Source organism: Arenimonas terrae (assembly GCF_006265115.1).
GTDB lineage: Bacteria > Pseudomonadota > Gammaproteobacteria > Xanthomonadales > Xanthomonadaceae > Arenimonas > Arenimonas terrae.
On the sequence record NZ_SMDR01000001.1, the window covers coordinates 60,481 to 76,187 of the forward strand.

At 71.0% G+C, this 15,707-nt stretch carries 14 protein-coding genes and 1 pseudogene; 8 read left to right on the forward strand and 7 right to left on the reverse strand.

What is annotated here, in order from left to right; all coding sequences use genetic code 11:
* Positions 1-6: 6 nt before the first annotated feature.
* The 4 genes and pseudogenes from glnD (at position 7) to dapE (ending at position 4,970) form a co-directional block, all read left to right on the forward strand.
* Complete coding sequence (gene glnD / locus E1B00_RS00280) at positions 7-2,661, forward strand: [protein-PII] uridylyltransferase (protein WP_139444675.1); 2,655 nt, start codon at positions 7-9, stop codon at positions 2,659-2,661.
* A gap of 10 nt (positions 2,662-2,671) precedes the next feature.
* A pseudogene (dapD, locus tag E1B00_RS00285) lies at positions 2,672-3,484 on the forward strand (2,3,4,5-tetrahydropyridine-2,6-dicarboxylate N-succinyltransferase); the annotation flags it as partial.
* A complete protein-coding gene (locus tag E1B00_RS00290; RefSeq protein ID WP_139444677.1) occupies positions 3,481-3,843 on the forward strand; it encodes a Spx/MgsR family RNA polymerase-binding regulatory protein in 363 nt (120 codons plus the stop codon). The pseudogene dapD and the gene E1B00_RS00290, both read left to right, overlap by 4 nt.
* On the forward strand, positions 3,840-4,970 hold the full coding sequence (dapE, locus tag E1B00_RS00295; protein WP_139444678.1) for a succinyl-diaminopimelate desuccinylase: 1,131 nt from the start codon (positions 3,840-3,842) through the stop codon (positions 4,968-4,970). Before E1B00_RS00290 ends, dapE begins: the two co-directional genes overlap by 4 nt.
* A gap of 27 nt (positions 4,971-4,997) precedes the next feature.
* Here the strand turns inward: dapE and E1B00_RS00300 are convergent, their stop codons facing one another.
* Both E1B00_RS00300 and E1B00_RS00305 read right to left on the reverse strand, forming a co-directional pair.
* Positions 4,998-5,429, reverse strand: a complete 432-nt coding sequence (locus E1B00_RS00300; RefSeq protein ID WP_139444679.1) for a hypothetical protein — start codon at positions 5,427-5,429, stop codon at positions 4,998-5,000.
* A 158-nt stretch (positions 5,430-5,587) separates the two neighbouring features.
* On the reverse strand, positions 5,588-7,963 hold the full coding sequence (locus tag E1B00_RS00305; RefSeq protein WP_139444680.1) for a penicillin acylase family protein: 2,376 nt from the start codon (positions 7,961-7,963) through the stop codon (positions 5,588-5,590).
* A gap of 264 nt (positions 7,964-8,227) precedes the next feature.
* Here E1B00_RS00305 and asnB point away from each other — a divergent pair, with 264 nt between their 5' ends.
* Positions 8,228-9,898, forward strand: a complete 1,671-nt coding sequence (asnB, locus tag E1B00_RS00310; RefSeq protein ID WP_139444681.1) for an asparagine synthase B — start codon at positions 8,228-8,230, stop codon at positions 9,896-9,898.
* Between the two features lie 135 nt (positions 9,899-10,033).
* Positions 10,034-10,435, forward strand: a complete 402-nt coding sequence (locus tag E1B00_RS00315) for a MerR family transcriptional regulator (RefSeq protein WP_139444682.1) — start codon at positions 10,034-10,036, stop codon at positions 10,433-10,435.
* 119 nt (positions 10,436-10,554) lie between these two features.
* On the opposite strand, the gene E1B00_RS00320 is transcribed toward E1B00_RS00315, so the two are convergent.
* The gene (locus E1B00_RS00320; RefSeq protein WP_139444683.1) at positions 10,555-11,085 is read right to left on the reverse strand and encodes a porin family protein; all 531 of its coding nucleotides are present in this window, start codon (positions 11,083-11,085) and stop codon (positions 10,555-10,557) included.
* A gap of 244 nt (positions 11,086-11,329) precedes the next feature.
* On the opposite strand from E1B00_RS00320, the gene E1B00_RS00325 reads away from it, so the two are divergent.
* Positions 11,330-11,758 (forward strand): VOC family protein, encoded by a 429-nt coding sequence (locus E1B00_RS00325; RefSeq protein ID WP_139444684.1) that lies wholly within the window; start codon positions 11,330-11,332, stop codon positions 11,756-11,758.
* Between the two features lie 10 nt (positions 11,759-11,768).
* Here the strand turns inward: E1B00_RS00325 and E1B00_RS00330 are convergent, their stop codons facing one another.
* Positions 11,769-11,978: a twin transmembrane helix small protein gene (locus E1B00_RS00330; protein WP_139444685.1), complete on the reverse strand. Its 210-nt coding sequence runs from the start codon at positions 11,976-11,978 to the stop codon at positions 11,769-11,771.
* A complete protein-coding gene (locus tag E1B00_RS00335) occupies positions 11,975-12,322 on the reverse strand; it encodes a hypothetical protein (RefSeq protein WP_139444686.1) in 348 nt (115 codons plus the stop codon). Before E1B00_RS00335 ends, E1B00_RS00330 begins: the two co-directional genes overlap by 4 nt.
* A gap of 126 nt (positions 12,323-12,448) precedes the next feature.
* Here E1B00_RS00335 and E1B00_RS00340 point away from each other — a divergent pair, with 126 nt between their 5' ends.
* The gene (locus E1B00_RS00340) at positions 12,449-13,867 is read left to right on the forward strand and encodes an aminotransferase-like domain-containing protein (RefSeq protein ID WP_139444687.1); all 1,419 of its coding nucleotides are present in this window, start codon (positions 12,449-12,451) and stop codon (positions 13,865-13,867) included.
* A gap of 44 nt (positions 13,868-13,911) precedes the next feature.
* Here E1B00_RS00340 and E1B00_RS00345 read toward each other — a convergent pair whose 3' ends face one another.
* Together E1B00_RS00345 and E1B00_RS00350 are read right to left on the reverse strand one after the other, a co-directional pair.
* The gene (locus E1B00_RS00345; RefSeq protein ID WP_425456463.1) at positions 13,912-14,538 is read right to left on the reverse strand and encodes a GNAT family N-acetyltransferase; all 627 of its coding nucleotides are present in this window, start codon (positions 14,536-14,538) and stop codon (positions 13,912-13,914) included.
* Between the two features lie 65 nt (positions 14,539-14,603).
* A complete protein-coding gene (locus E1B00_RS00350; RefSeq protein WP_176693070.1) occupies positions 14,604-15,692 on the reverse strand; it encodes a c-type cytochrome in 1,089 nt (362 codons plus the stop codon).
* Positions 15,693-15,707 lie beyond the last annotated feature (15 nt).

Consider the following 15,707-nt stretch of genomic DNA (forward strand, 5'->3'; position numbering starts at 1 on the left):
CGGCCGATGAGCGCCGTCCCTGCCTCGCCCGAACTCCCGCTGTCCGCGGCCCTGGCCGCCGCCCACGACGACGCCGCCTGGCGCGAAGCCGCGAAGGCCGGCCTGGCCGCGCGCCGGACCGGACTGCGCCGCCGCTTCGAGGCCGGCGAGGCCATCGACCGCCTGGTGTCGCTGTGCAACGAGGCCTCCGACACCGTCGTGGTCTCGGCCTGGCGCCGTTGCCTGCCCGACGATGCGCCGCTCGACCTGCTGGCCACCGGCGGCTACGGCCGCGCCGAGCTCTACCCGCAGTCCGACATCGATCTGCTGGTGCTGGGCGAGCCGGAGGCGCAGAAGGCGCACGAGGCGGCGATCGGCCGCTTCTTCTCGCGGCTCTGGGACGCCGGCCTGGCCACCAGCCAGGCGGTGCGTTCGGCCGCGCAGTGCGTCGAGGCCGCGCGCGAGGACATCACCGTGCTCACCGCGCTGATGGAGTGCCGCGTGCTGGCCGGCGACGCCGGCGCGCCCGCGCGCCTGGCCACGGCGCTGGCGCCGGACGTGCTGTGGCCGCCAGCGCAGTATTTCGACGCCAAACGCGCCGAACAGCGCGCCCGCCACGCCCGTTTCCACGACACCGCGCACAATCTCGAACCCAACATCAAGGAAGGCCCGGGCGGCCTGCGCGACCTGCAGACCGTCACCTGGATGGGCATGCGCCTGTACGGCGTGCCCGGCCTGCGCGCCCTGGTGCCGCTGGGCCTGCTGGGCGAGGACGAGTGCGCCAGCCTCGAGCGCGAGTGGCGCATCCTGGCGCGGCTGCGCTTCGGCCTGCACCTGCTGGCCGGACGGCGCGAGGAGCGCCTGGGTTTCGATCACCAGAAAGCCCTGGCGGCGATGCTGGGCCTCACCGACGAACACCGCGACAACCTCGCGGTGGAGCAGATGATGCAGGGCTTCTTCCGCAGCGCCGCCACGGTGATGCGGATCAACGACCGGCTGCTGCAGCGTTTCGAGGAGCAGCTGTCGGGCCAGGAAGCGCCCGAGCCGGTGGGCGAGGGCTACGAGCTGCGCCACGGTTACCTCGCCATGACCCGGCCGCAGCAGCTGCGCGATGGCCTGGCGCCGATGCTGGCCCTGTTCGCCGCCTGGGACGCGCGCCCGGACGCACGCGGCCTGCATTCGGAAACCGCGCGCGCGCTGGGCGAATCGCTCAATGCCATCCGCCCCTACGAAGAGCAGCCGGCCGACGTGCGCCAGCAGTTCATCGCCCTGCTGCAGTCGCGCCAGGCCGTCGCCACGCTCACGCGCATGGCGCGCCTGGGCGTGCTGGCGCGCTACCTGCCGGCCTTCGGCAAGGTGTCGGGGCGCATGCAGTACGACCTCTTCCACGTCTACACGGTCGACCAGCACACGCTCACCGTGCTGGCGCACATGGACGGCTTCGCGCGCCGGGTGGACGAACGTTTCGCCATCGCCCACGAAGTGCTGCCGCGGCTGCGCAAGCCGCACCTGCTGCTGCTGGCGGGGCTCTTCCACGACATCGCCAAGGGCCGCGGCGGCGACCATTCCGAACTGGGCGCGGTGGACGCGCGCGAGTTCGCCGCCGCGCACGCGCTGCCGGAAGCCGACGCCGACCTGCTGGCCTGGCTGGTCGAACAGCACCTGCTGATGTCGGTCACCGCCCAGCGCCAGGACATTTCCGACCCGGACGTGGTGGCACGTTTCGCCGGCAAGGTCGCCGACCGCGAACACCTGGACTACCTGTACCTGCTCACCTGCGCCGACATCGCCGGCACCAGCCCCAAGCTCTGGAACGCCTGGAAGGACCGGCTGCTGGCCGACCTGTACGCGGCCACGCGCTTCGCGCTGCGGCGCGGGCTCGAGAACCGCGTGCACGCCAACGAGATCATGGCCGAGACCCGCGCGGTGGCGATGGAGCGCCTGCTGGGCGAAGGGCTGGAGCAGGCTGAGGTCGAACGCATCTGGGCGGCCTATCCCGACGTCGGCTTCCTGCGCTACCGGCCCGAGCAGATCGCCTGGCAGACCCGCGGCATCGCCGAATCCGGCGGCGCCGAAACCCTGGTGCTGGTGCGCCCGCACCTGCAGGACAGCGGCCTGGAGGTGTTCGTGCGCACGCCCGACCGCGACGGCCTGTTCGCCGCCATCGTCGCCACGCTCGACCGCCTGGGCCTGAACGTGCTGGAAGCGCGCGTGCTCAACTCGGCCGACGGCCACGCGCTCGATTCCTTCCAGCTGATCGCGCCCCAGGGCGTGGCGCCGGAACCGGGCGCCGTGGTGTCGGCGCTGCAGGCCGCGCTGCGCGACCCGGCCCGGGTGCGCCCGGCCAAACGCGCGGCGCCGCGCCAGCTGCGCCACTTCCGGGTGCCGGCGCGCGTGGACTTCGACCACCTGGCCGACGGCAGCCGCACCCGCATGAGCCTGGTCTGCACCGACCAGCCGGGCCTGCTGGCCGGCGTAGCCCAGGTGCTGCGCCAGCACCGGCTGCGCGTGCACGACGCCCGCATCGCCACCTTCGGCGAGAAGGTCGAGGACTTCTTCCTGCTCACCGACGAGAACGACCGCGCGATCGGCGACCAGGACCTTTTGGACAAGCTGCGCCAGGCCATCGTGGCCTGCGTCGATGGAGAGACGGACCATGGCAAGAAAGAAGCCCAACACTGAACAGCTGCAGGCCATCATCGAGGACGCCTTCGAGCGCCGGGCCACGCTGAGCGTGGCCGAGATCGACGGGTCCACGCGCCCGGCGGTCGAAGAAGCCATCGAACTGCTGGAGTCGGGCAAGGCGCGCGTCGCCACGCCCTCGGCCAAGGGCTGGGAAACCCAGCAGTGGCTTAAGAAGGCCGTGCTGCTGTATTTCCGCGTCAACGACATGCAGCTGGTGGAAAGCTACCCGGCCCCGTACTGGGACAAGGTGCCGCTGCGCTTCGAGGGTTTCGACGAGGGCGATTTCCAGAAGCTGGGCGCGCGCGTGGTGCCGGGCGCGATCGTGCGCGCCGGCGCCCACATCGGCAAGGACGTGGTGCTGATGCCGAGCTTCGTCAACATCGGCGCCCACGTCGGCGCCGGCACCATGGTCGACACCTGGGCCACGGTCGGCAGCTGCGCCCAGATCGGCAAGAACTGCCACCTCTCCGGCGGCGCCGGCATCGGCGGCGTGCTCGAGCCGCTGCAGGCCAGCCCCACCATCATCGAGGACAACTGCTTCATCGGCGCCCGCGCCGAAGTGGTGGAAGGCGTGGTGGTGGAGCAGGGCAGCGTGATCGGCATGGGCGTGTTCATCGGCCAGAGCACGCGCATCTACAACCGCGCCACCGGTGAGATCAGCTATGGCCGCGTTCCCGCCGGCAGTGTCGTGGTCTCGGGCTCGCTGCCGTCGGCCGACGGCAGGTACTCGCTGTACTGCGCGGTGATCGTCAAGCAGGTCGACGCCAAGACCCGCGCCAAGACCTCGGTGAACGAACTGCTGCGGGGCGCCGTCGAATGAGCGTCACGGTCTACGGCCTGGACAACTGCGACACCTGCCGCAAGGCGCGCAACTGGCTCAAGCGTTTCGAGGTCGAGCACACGTTCGTGGACTACCGCGCCCAGCGCGTGCCGGCCGAGACGCTGAAAGCCTGGGCCGGGCAGCTGGGAGGTTGGGAAAAACTCGTCAACAAGGCCTCGACCACCTGGCGCCAGCTGCCCGAAGGGCGCAAGTCGCCGGGCAGCGACCCGGAGTGGACCCTGCTGCTCAAGGAACACCCGGCCCTGGTGAAGCGCCCGGTGCTGGTCACCGCCGACGGCACGGTCAGCGTCGGCTTCACCGACAATGCTTACAAGCTGCGCTTCGGGATCAAGAAATGAGCGACGTGCTGGCCCTGACCCGCGACCTGATCGCCCGCCCTTCGGTGACGCCGGACGACGCCGGCTGCCAGGCGCTGATTTCGGCGCGTCTGGCCCGGGCCGGCTTCCGCTGCGAACAGATCGACTTCGGCGCGGTGAAGAACCTCTGGGCCACGCATGGCAAGGGCGGCGAGGTGCTGTGTTTCCTCGGCCACACCGACGTGGTGCCGCCCGGCCCGCGCGAGGCCTGGGCCAGCGATCCCTTCGTGCCGACCGAACGCGACGGTTACCTCTACGGCCGCGGCGCCGCCGACATGAAGGGCAGCGTCGCCGCCTTCGTGCTGGCGCTCGAACAGTTCGTCGCCGCGTTTCCTGACCATCCGGGCACGATCGCCCTGCTGCTGACCTCGGACGAGGAGGGCGATGCCATCGACGGCGTGCGCCGCGTCGCCGAGCACTTCCGCAGCCGCGGCCAGCGCATCGATTTCTGCGTTACCGGCGAACCGTCGTCGAAGGAACGGCTGGGCGACCTGCTGCGGGTCGGCCGCCGCGGCACCCTGTCGGGCACGCTGACCGTGCTCGGCATCCAGGGCCACGTCGCCTATCCCGAGAAGGCGCGCAACCCCATCCACCAGGCGCTGCCGGCGCTGCAGGAGCTGAGCGCGCGCCGCTGGGACGAGGGTTATCCGGAGTTCCCGGCCTCGAGCTTCCAGATCTCGAACATCCATTCGGGCACCGGCGCCAACAACGTCATCCCGGGCCAGTGCGAGGTGCTGTTCAACTTCCGCTACAACCCCGGTTGGCAGGCGGTGGCGCTGGAGCGGGAAGTCGAGGCGGTGCTCGACCGCCACGGCCTGGACTACGACCTGCGCTGGCACCGCGGCGGCGAACCCTTCCGCACCGGCGAAGGCCGGCTGCGCGCCGCGGCGCGCGAGGTGATGCGGGAACTGTGCGGGGCGCTGCCGGAGGAAAACACCGGCGGCGGCACTTCTGATGCCCGTTTCATCGCGCCGCTAGGCGCCGAAGTGGTGGAGCTGGGGCCCATCAACGCCAGCATCCACAAGGTCGACGAGCGCGTGGCACTGGCTGAACTCGAGCGTCTCCCCACGCTTTACCGAGCCATCGCCGAGCGCCTGCTGCTCGCCTGAACCTCCCGCCGTCTCCCCCGGTGTCCGTCAGGCGGCCGCGTTGAACCAGGCGCGTTCGGCCCGTTCCGCGACCTTGTGGTCCTTGAGCTCGCGCAGGATGCCGAGCACTTCGCGGTGCACGGCGACCAGGCCTTCGTCGCTGGCGCGCCGCGTCTCGTGGTAGACGACCGCCAGCCACATCGCGACGCTGCGCTGGCGCAGCTGGATCGAGCGGTCGGTCACGCGCCCGGCGGCCGTGCTGGCCACGGGGCTCCAGGGCCGGTAGAGCGAGCTCTGGTTGTCGCCGTGCAGATGCGGCTGCGGCAGCACGGCCGCGGCCTGGATCTCGGCGAGGGTCATGTCGGCGGCCTGCTTGCGCTGTTCGGGGCTCATGCCCAGCACGGCCTGGCGCACGGCGCCGGCCTGGCGCGCGAGCATCCTGCGACGCCATTGCGTCAGCAGTGAAATCAAAAGGTCCATCCAATCCACCTCGCCGGTTCTACGAATCGGTGCGGCAGATCGCTCCCCCTGACGGCGATCTTCCCGTCCCTGCGCCGGCGGAGCGAGCCGGGCAGCGCCCCGTTTATGGCCGAAATCGTGACGCCTGTCAGCTTCTGTTCTCCAAAATGTGAACTTGTTCACATTTCCGGCTGCAGCTCGAGGCGGTGTTCGGTGGCGCCGGGCAGGAAGGGCGTGGGGGTTCCCTGCACCCAGGCCTCGTGCCCCGCGCCCCAGAACGGCGACAGCGGGTGGCCGCTCTGGCCGCCGGGCATGTGGATGATGCCGTCGGCCTCATGGCCGGGCGACACCACCATGCGCTGGCTGGCGCCGAAGGCCGGACCCTGCACGCGCGGCATGTTGCCGTCGCCGGGCAGCGGGTCGGCCGGCATGCACAGCCAGGATTTCGCCAGCGCCGGCAGCGCGCCCGCCAGCGGGTGGCATATCGCCGCGGTATTGCGCGAGCCCCAGGTGCGGGCGGCGGCGGGGCCGCGGATCTGGTCGCGCACTTGCTGCGCGGCGTCGGCCAGCAGCGCGTCCCAGCTGCTGAACTTGCGCGGCAGCAGGTGCGCGGGCCGCTGCTGCAGCAGCGGCCAGGCCACCGCTTCCATCTGCGGCAGGTCGGGCATCACGAAGTCCTCGCCCAGCGCGACCTGCGCCGGCGCCAGCAGGCCGTTCTGGATGCGCTCGATCACCGCCAGGCGCCAGGCGCGCACCAGCCGGTAGCTGGTGGAGTCGACGCTGGCGCGGCCGTCCCAGGTCGCCGCTTCGCGGGCCAGCGACTGCAGGGCCTCGTCGTCGCTGCGTTTGGCCTGGTCGATCATCAGGCGGTGCCAGCGCTCGAGGAACAGGGCGCGGTCGTCGAGCTGGATCGCCAGCAGGTCGGCTTCGGTGAAACGGTCCTTCGCGTAGAGGCCGTCGCGGATCTGCTTCGCGCGCGCGCCGTTTGCATAGCCGGCATCACCGACCAGGCGCAGCGCCGCGCCGTCCACCACGCGGGCGTTCGCGGTCCACAGGCGGCCGTCGGGCGGGTCCACCAGGCTGGGGTTTTCCGTCGGCGCCAGCCAACCGGCCCAGCGGCAGGCCGCTTCGACCTTCAGCGGGCCGGTGGGCTCGCAGTCGCCGGCGCGTTCGGGCATCTGCGCGGTCAGGCGCCAGGCGATGCGGCCGCTGCGGTCGCCGATGACCAGGTTCTGCGCGGGAATGCCGGCGGTGTCGGCCACCGCCAGGCCCGCGTCCAGGTCGCCGGCCAGGGCCATGTCCGACAGGCCGAAGTTGAGCGCGCCCGGCAGCTGCGCGGTCCAGCGCAGCGCCAGCGAGGATTCCTCGTCGAGTTCGGCGGTGATCGGGCCCCAGCGCGTGTCGCGCACCTTCAGTTCGACCCGCTCGCCGCCCTTCACCCGGATCCATTCGCTGGTCGTGCGCACGGCGGCCTGGCCGCCGGGAACGTAGTAGCGCAGTCGCTCCTTGTCGGCCCAGTCCACGCGGTAGAAGTCGAGCCAGTCGCCGTAGCTGTTGGTGAAACCCCAGGCGACGTGGCCATTGCTGCCGACGATCACCGCCGGGATGCCGGGCAGGGTGAAACCGGAGACGTCGACCTTGCCGCCCGGCGCGCGGGCATCGTCGTAGCGCAGGCGCGCGCGGAACCAGATATTGGGTGCGCGCAGGCCCAGGTGCATGTCGTCGGCGACGATGGCGCGGCCATCGGCGGTGAGCTTGCCCGACACCGCGAAGTTGTTGCTGCCGGGCGCGGCGGGTTCGGACACCTTGTGGTCGGCGTCGTCCCAGGACGTGGGCAGCTTGCGCAGGTCGAGCACGTCGGCGCCGGGCAGCACGGCGTTGCCACGGGCGTCGCCGATCAGCGGCGCGTCCCACTCGCTGCCGTCGGTGGCGATCAGGGCATAGAGTTCGGCGGGCACCGATTCCCGGATCTTCCACAGCGCCAGCTCGCGCGAATTGGTCTCGTCCTGCAGGTCGAAGAACATCGCGTAGCCGGCCAGCGCGGTGTCGGCGACGGTCCAGGGCTCGGGCTCGGCCTGCAGCAGCACGTAGGGCCAGGGTTTGCCCAGCGCGGCCAGGCCGGCGTTGACGCCGTCGCGATAGGCCTCGAGCACCGGCATCCGGTCGCCGGCCACCGAGTCCAGGCTTTCCTGCAGGCGCGCGCGCAGGCGGTGCACGCGCACCACCTTGTCGCGTTCGATGGCGATCGGCCCGAACAGCGCCGACAGTTCGCCGGCGGCCGAGCGCCGCAGCAGGTCCATCTCGAAGTAGCGCTCCTGCGCGTGCACGAAGCCCAGGGCGCGGGCCGCATCGGTTTCGTTCGCCGCCGTCACGGTGGCCACGCCCAGCGCATCGCGCTCCACCGTCACCGGCGCCGACAGGCCGGGCAGGGCGAGCTCGCCGTCCAGCGCCGCCAGGCTGCCGCGCCAGAACAGCCAGGCCGCCAGCAGCGCCACCACCCCCAGGATCACGACCACGGCCAACAGGCGGCTGGCGACGCGGAAAAGCTTGGGCATGGACGGCTCGCTTGCGGGCATTCGGGGACTGTGCCTAGGATGGCCCATGTCCTGCCGCCTCGCCATCGCCCTGAACACCGTCCCGCAAGGGGCCGGCGGCGACTGCGCGACCGTCAACAACGCCAATACCAATAATCGTCCCCGCCCGCGGGTCGACGACTAGGCGCGCTCCACCTCCAAGCCCCCAGTCCAAGACGGCCCGCACTGACGAAGTGCGGGCCGTCTGCTTTTGCCCCCTCGAAAAACCGCCCAAGGAGCTTTCCCATGTGTTCGATACTCGGTCTGTACGACCCGCGGCCCGGCGCCGACGTGATGCCCCTGCGGCCGCTGGCCCTGTCGCTGTCGGCGCGCCAGCGCCACCGCGGCCCCGACTGGTCCGGCGTCTACGCCGAGCCGCGCTGCCTGCTGGTGCACGAGCGCCTGGCCATCGTCGACCCCGCCGGCGGCGCCCAGCCCCTGCGCTCGGGCGACGGCCGCCTGGCCCTGGCGGTGAACGGCGAGATCTACAACCACCGCGAACTCGAACGCGCCTCCACCGCCGGCTACGCCTTCCAGACCGGCTCGGACTGCGAGGTGATCAATGCGCTCTACCTCGAACACGGCCCCGCCGGCGTCGCGAAACTCAACGGCATCTACGCCTTCGCGCTGTGGGATGCGGCCGAGGGCCGGCTGGTGATCGCCCGCGATCCGCTCGGCGTCTGCCCCCTGTACTGGGGCCACGACGCCGATGGCCGGCTCTGGGTCGCGTCGGAAATGAAGGCGCTGGCGCGGCACTGCGCGGACGTCTCGGCGTTCCCGCCCGGCCACGTCTACGACAGCGCCACCGGCGCGCTCACGTACTTCCACGAACGCGCCTGGCGCGACTACGACGCGGTGCAGGGCAAGACCGTGTCGCCGCAGGCCCTGCGCGAAGGCTTCGAGCAGGCCGTGCACCGGCAGCTGATGACCGACGTACCCTACGGCGTGCTGCTCAGCGGCGGCCTGGATTCTTCGCTCGTCGCCGCCTGCGCCGCGCGTTTCGCCCGCCAGCGCATCGAGGACGGCGACCAAAGCGAAGCCTGGTGGCCGCGCCTGCACAGTTTCGCCATTGGCCTGGAGGGTTCGCCCGACCTCGCCGCAGCCGAGGTCGCGGCGAAGGCGCTCGGCACCGTGCACCACGGTTTCACCTACAAGTTCGAAGAGGGACTGGACGCGCTGCCCGAGGTGATCCGCCATGTCGAAACCTACGACGTGACCACGATCCGCGCCTCCACCCCGATGTACCTGCTGGCCCGGCGCATCAAGGCCATGGGCGTGAAGATGGTGCTCAGCGGCGAGGGCAGCGACGAGATCTTCGGCGGCTACCTGTACTTCCACAAGGCGCCCAACGCCCGCGAATTCCACGACGAATGCGTGCGCAAGCTCGGCGCCCTGCACCAGTTCGACTGCGCCCGCGCCAACAAGGCGATGATGGCCTGGGGCGTGGAGGCGCGGGTGCCTTTCCTGGATCTCGAGTTCCTCGACCTGGCGATGGGCATGGACGCACAGGCCAAGATGGCCGGCGGCGGCCGCATCGAAAAGGCGGTGCTGCGCGAGGCCTTCGAAGGCGCGCTGCCGAAGGAGATCCTCTGGCGCCAGAAGGAGCAGTTCAGCGACGGCGTCGGCTACGGCTGGATCGACGGGCTCAAGGCCCGCGCCGAGGCGTATGTGAGCGACGCGATGTTCGCCCAGGCCGCGCTGCGTTTCCCGGTCAACCCGCCGCAGACGAAAGAGGCTTACTGGTACCGCGAGCTGTTCGAACGCGAGTTCCCCGGCGAGGCCTGCGCGCGCACCGTGCCCGGCGGCAAGTCCATCGCCTGTTCGTCGCCGGCGGCGATTGCCTGGGATCCGGCCTTCGCGAATGCCGCCGACCCCTCGGGGCGGGCGGTGGCGGGGGTGCACCTGGCGGCGGTCTGAGCGCGGCGGTGCCCGGTGCATGAACGCCAGCTGGCTGGCGGCGTGTGCGTGACCCTGCGTCTTGCGGAAAGGGCTGGAAACTCGACCATTACAACTGTAAATCTATCGCCCGGATTCCCAGGACACCGCCCCCCAATGAACATCGGAGAAGTCAGCCGCCTGACCGGGCTCAGCGCCCGCAGCATCCGGCTCTACGAAGCGTCCGGCATCATCCGCCGGGCGCCGCGCGGCCGCTCCGGCTACCGCCGCTTCGGGCCCGAAGATCTGCGGACCCTGTACTTCGTCCGCAATGCCCGCCAGCTGCGCTTCGAACTCAAGGAAATCCGCGACCTGGTCGGCCTGTGGCGCGGCGGCAGCGACGGTGCCGGCAAGGTCGAGGCCCTGCTGGCGGCGCGGCTGCGCAAACTGCGCCGACAGGAATCGGAGCTGCGCGCGAGCCGCGAACGGCTCGAGCGGATCCAGGAACACAGCGCCCGGCAGCCGGCGCCGGGCTGCGACATCGTCGCGATCCTCGCCGGCGACGTCGAAGCCGCCTGAGGGTGGATCCTTCGGTCGCGCAACCCGCCGGCGCCGAGCCTGTCGCCTGAAACCGGTTTGCGCCAAGCCTCCCGTCGCAAAAGCTCCGGCGCGGCCACGCCGCGCCGGTGCTGTGTTGCTCAGCGCATCTCGAACGCCAGCATCACCCGGTCCACGTCGCCGACGGTGTCGCCGCTCAGCGCATAACGCTCGTAGTTGAGCGAGACGCCGAACAGGTCGGTGAAGTCGTAGCCCAGGCCCAGGCCGTAATACGCGTCGGCGCCGGTGTCCTTGAAGCCGGCCTCGAAGTTGTGGAACTTGTTCTCCCAGCGGTGCACGCCGGCGCGCGCCTGGCCGAAGAACTTCGACTGGCCGAAGGGCAGCTTCGCGGCCAGGCCCAGCTCGAGCGAGGTGATGCGCAGGTCCATCGGGCCGCCGACCGCCGGCGCGCTGCCGGCGTAGTCGCCCAGGTCGGTGTAGCCGGCCTCCAGCGCGAAGTGGCGGGTGAAGCGCCAGCCCACGCCCAGCGTCCAGGCATTGCTGCTGTCCTCGAAGTCGGTGCTGTCGGGTTCGGCCTGGCCGATGCCGCCGCGCAGGTAGTGTTCGTCGGCATGGGCCAGGCCGGGCAGGGTCAGGGCAGCGAGGCAGGCGGCCATCAGGGTCTTGTGCATTGGGGGAAGTCCTTGCAGAACGTTGCGGGGACCGCGGCCCGCGGAGCGTGCGTGGCCGGGTGGCGAGCGGTTCGCCGGCGGGCAGCCTCGGGCCTGACGCAAGGTCAAGGTCAACGCGCCGCGGCGTCGTCGTTCAGCGGCGCTGCAGCTTTCGCGGATCCATTACCTGCGCGCCGTCGCTTTTAACGGAAGCTTGCCGTCGCCGGTGCTGCAATGGGTTTCCTTTTTCCCGGAGAAAGCGCAGATGGAAACGCAGGAACTGCATCGTGGCCGACTGATCGACCACCTCCAGCTGGTGGTGCGCGACCTGCCCGCGAGCCAGGCGTTCTACGCCGCCGTCTTCAAGGTGCTGGGCGTGCCGATGGGCGGCACCGGCGAAGGCTATTTCTGGGCCGACGAACTGTTCGTCTCGACCGCCGACAGCGAGGCCGCGCAGGGCAAGCTCACCGGCCGCCACCATCTGGCCTTCCAGGCGCAGGACCGCGCGATGGTGGACGCCTTCCACCAGGCCGCGCTCGCGCATGGCGGCACCGACAACGGCGCGCCCGGCGAACGGCCCTACCATCCTGGGTATTACGCCGCCTTCGTGCTCGACCCCGACGGCAACAACATCGAGGCCGTGTACCACGGCGAGGCGACGCGCAGCGCGGCTTCGGTGAAGATCACCTTCTGAGCCGCGCGGCTCAGCCCACGTGCACGCCGTGCGGCTCGATCCAGCCCAGGCCGATGCCGGCCACCACCAGCAGGATCAGCGCCACCGACAGCGCGATGCGCTTGGTCAGCGAGTTGACGGTGCGGCTGGTCGTGCCCTTGTCCACGACCATGTAGAACAGCCCGGCGCCCAGGTTCCAGACGATCAGGCAGAGGAAGCCGACGATCAGCAGGGTCTTCATGGCGTGGCCTCGGGCAGGGCGGAGGAGGGCGGCGCCGCGCGCCGCCGCAGCAGGACGTGGCGCAGCGCGATGGCCACGCACATCACCGCCAGGAACATGCCGTACGAGATCGTGCTGGCCAGGATCTGCCGCCACAGGTTGCCGTAACCCGGATCCGCGTTTTCCATGCTCCACCACGTGCCCCAGACGCCGGCCAGCGTCGCCAGCCCCAGGCTGGCGATGTCGAAGACGTTGCGGAAGGCGCCGCGCGGGCCGCGCGGATAGATCCAGAACAGCGCGCCCAGGATCAGGAACCAGGGCAGGAACAGGATCATCGCGAGGTTGAGTTCGACGTGGGCGTTCATGGCGCGGCCGCGGGGTGGGGATGGCGCACAGTCTAGGTCCACCAGATCAGCCGCGGCAGAATCAGATTTGGCGACAAAAACCGGATCAGATGCTAGGGTTCAGCCAGTCCCGGCCCGGGAGCCCCGATGAAGCGATACCAGGCCCTGGCCGCCGACCTGGCCAGCTCGATCGAACGCGGCCTGCTCAAACCCGGCGACCGCCTGCCGTCCGTGCGCCAGGCCAGCCGCGACCGCGGCCTGAGCCCCGCGACCGTGTTCGAGGCCTATTACCTGCTCGAGGCCCGCGGCCTGGTCGAATCGCGGCCGCGCTCGGGCTATTACGTGCGGGCCGCGCCGCCGTCGCTGCCGCCCGAACCCGAACACCGCTCGGCCCCGGACGGCGAGGCGCGGCCGGTGATGGTCAGCGAGCGGGTCTTCCGCATGCTGGCCTCGACCATGTCGCGCGACGTGGTGCCGCTGGGCTCGGCCTTTCCCGACCCGCACCTGTTCCCGCTGGCGCGGCTGGGCCGCGCGCTCGCCGCCGGCGTGGCCGAACTCGAACCCTGGCGCACGGTGGAAAACCTAACGCCCGGCGCGCTGCCGCTGCGCCGCCAGATCGCGCTGCGCTACCTCGCCGGCGGCCTGCGCCTGGACCCGGACGAGCTGGTGGTCTGCAACGGCGCGCTGGAGGCGCTGAACCTGAGCCTGGCCGCGACCTGCCGGCCCGGCGACGTGGTGGCGGTGGAGTCGCCGTGTTTCTACGCCTGCCTGCAGGCGCTGGAAGCGCGCGGCCTGCACGCGCTGGAAGTGGCCACCGACCCGCGCGAGGGCATGGACCTGGACGCGCTGGACGCCGCCATCGCACGCCACCGCCCCAGGGCCGTGTGGCTGATGAGCAATTTCCAGAACCCGCTGGGCAGCGCGATGGGCCCGGAAAAAAAGCGCGCACTGGTCGAACTCGTGGCGCGTCACCAGCTGCCGCTGATCGAGGACGACGTCTACGGCGAGCTGCATTTCGGCCGCCAGCGCCCGGTGTCGTGCAAGGCCTTCGATACCCAGGGCTGGGTGCTGCACTGTTCGTCCTTTTCGAAAACGCTGGCGCCCGGCTACCGGATCGGCTGGGTCGCGCCAGGGCGTTTCCTGCACGAAGTGGCCAAGCAGAAACTCGCGACCTCGCTGACGACCTGCGTGCCGGCGCAGCTGGGCCTGGCGCGTTACCTCGAGCGCCGCGGCTTCGAGCGCCACCTGGTCGGACTGCGCGACACCCTGCAGGCCCGCCGCGACCGCTACCTGGACGCGGTGCAGCGCGTATTCCCCGACGGCACGCGCGTCAGCCGCCCGGCGGGCGGCTATTTCCTGTGGCTGGAACTGCCGTCCGGCACCGACACGCTGGAGCTGCAGCAGCAGGCGATGGCCCGGGGCATCAGCCTGGCGCCGGGGCCGATGTTCTCGGCCACCCAGGGCTTCGGCCACTGCCTGCGCCTGAACTACGGACACCCGCTGGACGAGCGCATGGACGCGGCCCTGCGCCAGGTCGGCGAGATGGCGAAGCGGCTGGCGGGGTGAGGGGCATGCGCTGATCGTACGACCAGGCCGACATGCAGCGCTGTCTAGTCGTCGAACGCGGCGTGGTAGCTCACCGTGCCGGTCGGTGCGCTGCCGGAGAAGACCAACGCCTGGAAGTATTCCGGCGGAACGCCGGGCAGCACCAGGCCGGGCGCGGCGGCGAAACCGAAGCGGCTGTAGTAGACAGGATCCCCCAGCACCACGCAGCCGATGGCGCCGCGGGCGCGCAGTTCGTCCAGGGCCTGGTCGACCAGGCGCCGGCCGATGCCCTTACGCTGGAAGTGCGGGTGTACCGAGACCGGGCCGAGCCCGAACCAGCCCGATTCGCCGCCTGACAAGCGGATCGGCGATGCCGCGACGTGCCCCAGCACCGCGCCCCCTTGCTCGGCGACCAGGGACACCGTCAGGGCGCCGTCGCGGCGAAGCCGTCGCACGATCGCCTGCTCGGTGCCGCTGCGGTGCTCAGCCTTGCGGAACGCTGCCAGCGTGACGGCTTCGATGGCGTCGGCATCGTCGCGTGTCTCGCCACGGATCGCCAGCACGCCGGTCGAACGTGCCAGCAGAAACCACGCAAGCCCGATCACCGCGACCAGCCCTGCCAGCGCCCCCAGGGCCAGCTCCACCAGGTTCGACGGATCGGACGCCTGCGCCGACTCCGCCAGCATCAGCATCGCAATCAACAGCAGCGCCGCCCGGCCCGGGCGGAGCGAAAGAATGCGCGAGGGCGTTCCGCGGCTCAATGGGCGTGGTCGTGCGTGTCGGCGCCGCCTTCGGCGCGGCCGGCGGCGACCGGGTAGCCCAGGCTGATCCAGCCCTGGATGCCTTCGTAGAGCACGGCGGTGTTCTGCAGGCCGCTGGCGCGCAGCCGGGTCACCACCGATTCGGCGGCGGCGCGCGGGCATTCGCAGTAGGCGACGATCCAGGTGCCGTCGGTGGGCAGGCTGGCCATCACTTCCTCGCGGCTGGCGTAGTAGGGTGCAGGCACCGCGCCGGCGATGTGCGCCATCTGCCACATCGAGGTGACGCGGGTGTCGAGCAGCACCATCTTCTTGCCGGCCTTGAGCTCGCGGTCGAGTTCGGCGGCGCTGACATACAGCCCGTCGCGCAGCGTGAACTCCGGCTCGGCGGCATCGGGGTTGAGCACGATCCGGTCCAGCGGCGGCGGTTCGGCCAGCACCGGCGTGCGCTGCTCCCAGCCGCTGGCGCGGCTGCGCAGGAAGGCGGTCAGGCTGTCGATCTGCGGGTCGGTGAGCTTGCCCAGGAAGGCCGGCATCGGCGTGCCGTCGCGGCCGTTGGCGATGGCGTGGCGCAGGAAGGCGTCGGGCGTCAGCGCCAGCATCGCGGCATTGCCCAGCGCGGTGCCGGTGCCGCCTTCGCCCTTGCCGCCGTGGCAGCCGGCGCAGTTTTTCCGGTAGAGCTTCGCGCCCTCGGCGACGTCGCCCTGCACCGGCGCCGCGCCGAGCGGGAAGGGCCGCGCCTCGGCGACCGTTGCCAGCCAGTGCGCCAGGTTGCGGATCTGGTCGCGGGTCATCGGGCCGCCGACTTCGTCCAGGTAACCGCCCATCGGCGTGCCGGGGCGGCCGTAGCTGATCGCCTCGCGCAGCACCATCGGGAAGCCGGTCTCGAGCAGCGAGCGCGAACGCAGCGAGGGCGCGTGGTCGTTGACGTGGCCCTGGCGGTCGGCGCCGTGGCAGAGCGCGCAGTAGCGCTGGTAGTCGCTTTCGGCGGACTGCATCTGTTCCGGCGTCAGCCCTTGCGCCGACGCCGCGTGCGCGAGGCCGAAGGAAACGAAGGCGAACAGGCGGAGCAGCGTACGTGCGTTCATGGTGGAAGCGGGCAG

Bases quoted from the DNA above. Each gene is read 5' to 3' on its own strand.
- glnD (WP_139444675.1), top strand. From the start codon at position 7: ATGAGCGCCGTCCCTGCCTCGCCCGAACTCCCGCTGTCCGCGGCCCTG.
- E1B00_RS00290 (WP_139444677.1), top strand. From the start codon at position 3,481: ATGAGCGTCACGGTCTACGGCCTGGACAACTGCGACACCTGCCGCAAG.
- dapE (WP_139444678.1), top strand. From the start codon at position 3,840: ATGAGCGACGTGCTGGCCCTGACCCGCGACCTGATCGCCCGCCCTTCG.
- E1B00_RS00300 (WP_139444679.1), bottom strand. From the start codon at position 5,429: ATGGACCTTTTGATTTCACTGCTGACGCAATGGCGTCGCAGGATGCTC.
- E1B00_RS00305 (WP_139444680.1), bottom strand. From the start codon at position 7,963: ATGCCCAAGCTTTTCCGCGTCGCCAGCCGCCTGTTGGCCGTGGTCGTG.
- asnB (WP_139444681.1), top strand. From the start codon at position 8,228: ATGTGTTCGATACTCGGTCTGTACGACCCGCGGCCCGGCGCCGACGTG.
- E1B00_RS00315 (WP_139444682.1), top strand. From the start codon at position 10,034: ATGAACATCGGAGAAGTCAGCCGCCTGACCGGGCTCAGCGCCCGCAGC.
- E1B00_RS00320 (WP_139444683.1), bottom strand. From the start codon at position 11,085: ATGCACAAGACCCTGATGGCCGCCTGCCTCGCTGCCCTGACCCTGCCC.
- E1B00_RS00325 (WP_139444684.1), top strand. From the start codon at position 11,330: ATGGAAACGCAGGAACTGCATCGTGGCCGACTGATCGACCACCTCCAG.
- E1B00_RS00330 (WP_139444685.1), bottom strand. From the start codon at position 11,978: ATGAAGACCCTGCTGATCGTCGGCTTCCTCTGCCTGATCGTCTGGAAC.
- E1B00_RS00335 (WP_139444686.1), bottom strand. From the start codon at position 12,322: ATGAACGCCCACGTCGAACTCAACCTCGCGATGATCCTGTTCCTGCCC.
- E1B00_RS00340 (WP_139444687.1), top strand. From the start codon at position 12,449: ATGAAGCGATACCAGGCCCTGGCCGCCGACCTGGCCAGCTCGATCGAA.
- E1B00_RS00345 (WP_425456463.1), bottom strand. From the start codon at position 14,538: ATGCTGATGCTGGCGGAGTCGGCGCAGGCGTCCGATCCGTCGAACCTG.
- E1B00_RS00350 (WP_176693070.1), bottom strand. From the start codon at position 15,692: ATGAACGCACGTACGCTGCTCCGCCTGTTCGCCTTCGTTTCCTTCGGC.